General features: G+C 58.0%; 1 protein-coding gene. It reads left to right on the top strand.

Annotated elements, in window-relative coordinates; translation table 11 throughout:
- Window positions 1-293: 293 nt before the first annotated feature.
- Complete coding sequence (gene ltrA, locus NZK35_RS30590) at window positions 294-1,562, top strand: group II intron reverse transcriptase/maturase (RefSeq protein WP_407699856.1); 1,269 nt, start codon at window positions 294-296, stop codon at window positions 1,560-1,562.
- The last annotated feature ends 61 nt before the right edge of the window (window positions 1,563-1,623 follow it).

Below are 1,623 nucleotides of genomic sequence, written 5' to 3' on the forward strand. Positions count from 1 at the left end.
CAGTTCCTTGGTCTGCCTCAGGGCGAACACAAGGACGGTCAGCGAACCTCTCCGAGGGCAAGGCTGACATGAACGCTGCTGGGAAGTCAGATGGGTCCGTAGTACCGTCGACGCAGGCGAACAGTGCTGGAACTGAACCAGCGGCGGAGTCTGCCGAGGAAAGGGACCCAGCTAAGAGAAACGCCGATCAACCCGACCTCGACCGCGCTCCGAAGCGGAAACGACGAAGGTCACTCGGGTTGGCAGGCGTGCGCGAAACAGCTCGCACTCAACGTGAGCTGAAGTTCACATCTTTGCTACATCACGTCAATGAATCCCTTCTCCGCGAAGCCTACTTCAACCTGAAGAAGGAGGCGGCCACGGGAATCGATGGAGTGACATGGCAGGACTATCAAGACGACCTGGATGATCGAATCACCGATCTACACGGTCGGATTCACCGGGGGGCCTACCGAGCGAAGCCATCGAAGAGAATCTACATCCCCAAGCCGGACGGTCGTCAGCGACCGATCGGGATCGCATCGCTGGAGGATAAAATCGTCCAGCAAGCGGTCGTTTGGGTGCTGCAGTCGATCTACGAACAGGACTTTCTCGGATTCAGTTACGGGTACCGGCCTGGCCAGAGCCAGCACGCGGCGCTCGATGCGCTAAGTGTGGCTTTGACCAGCAAGAAGGTGAATTGGGTCCTCGACGCCGATGTCGAAGGTTTCTTTGACACGATCGACCACGAGTGGCTGATCACGTTCCTCGAACATCGTATCGGCGACAAACGCATGCTTCGTCTGATCCGTAAATGGCTTCGTGCCGGAATGAGCGAAGAGGGAGAATGGTCCGAGACGACAGCAGGCACACCCCAAGGGGCGGTGATTTCCCCACTCCTTGCCAACGTGTACTTGCATTATGTCTTCGACCTTTGGATTCAATGGTGGCGCAGTCAAAGTGGACGAGGCGAGATCGTGGTGATCCGTTATGCGGACGACTTCGTGATCGGTTTTCAGCACAAACATGACGCCGAAGTTTGTCTGGAGTCCCTCCATGACCGATTCGGCAAGTTTGGCCTGAAGCTCCACGCTGGCAAGACTCGATTGATCGAATTCGGCCGCTACGCCGCCGAACGTCGCCGCAACCGCGGAGAAGGTCGTCCGGAAACGTTCGATTTTCTCGGCTTCACGCATCGCTGTGGTACGACTCGCCGCAACGGCTGGTTTACGATCCATAGGGAAACGATAGCCAAACGGATGCGTGCGACACTCGAGGCGCTGAAGCAGCAGCTGAACAAGCGACGACATTGGACACTCGGGTCGCTCGGAAAATGGCTTGGACAGGTCCTCCGTGGCTGGCAGAATTACTATGCCGTTCCCGGAAACATGGCCCGTCTCCGACAATTTCGCGACGCCCTTACCAAGCTATGGCTGCGCCAACTTTGTCGGCGCAGCCAGCGCAGCAACTGGACTTGGGAGCGCATGCGTCGTCTGACGATGACGCATTATCCCAAGTTATGCATCCAGCATCCCTACCCAAGTGAACGCCACCGCGCCCGACTCGAGGCAGGAGCCGTATGAGGTAATTCTTCACGTACGGATCTGTGCGGGGGGCCGCCGGCAACGGCGGTCCCTACCGCGA

The sequence above is a fragment of the Stieleria sedimenti genome, from assembly GCF_025060895.1.
GTDB classification, from domain to species: domain Bacteria; phylum Planctomycetota; class Planctomycetia; order Pirellulales; family Pirellulaceae; genus Stieleria; species Stieleria sedimenti.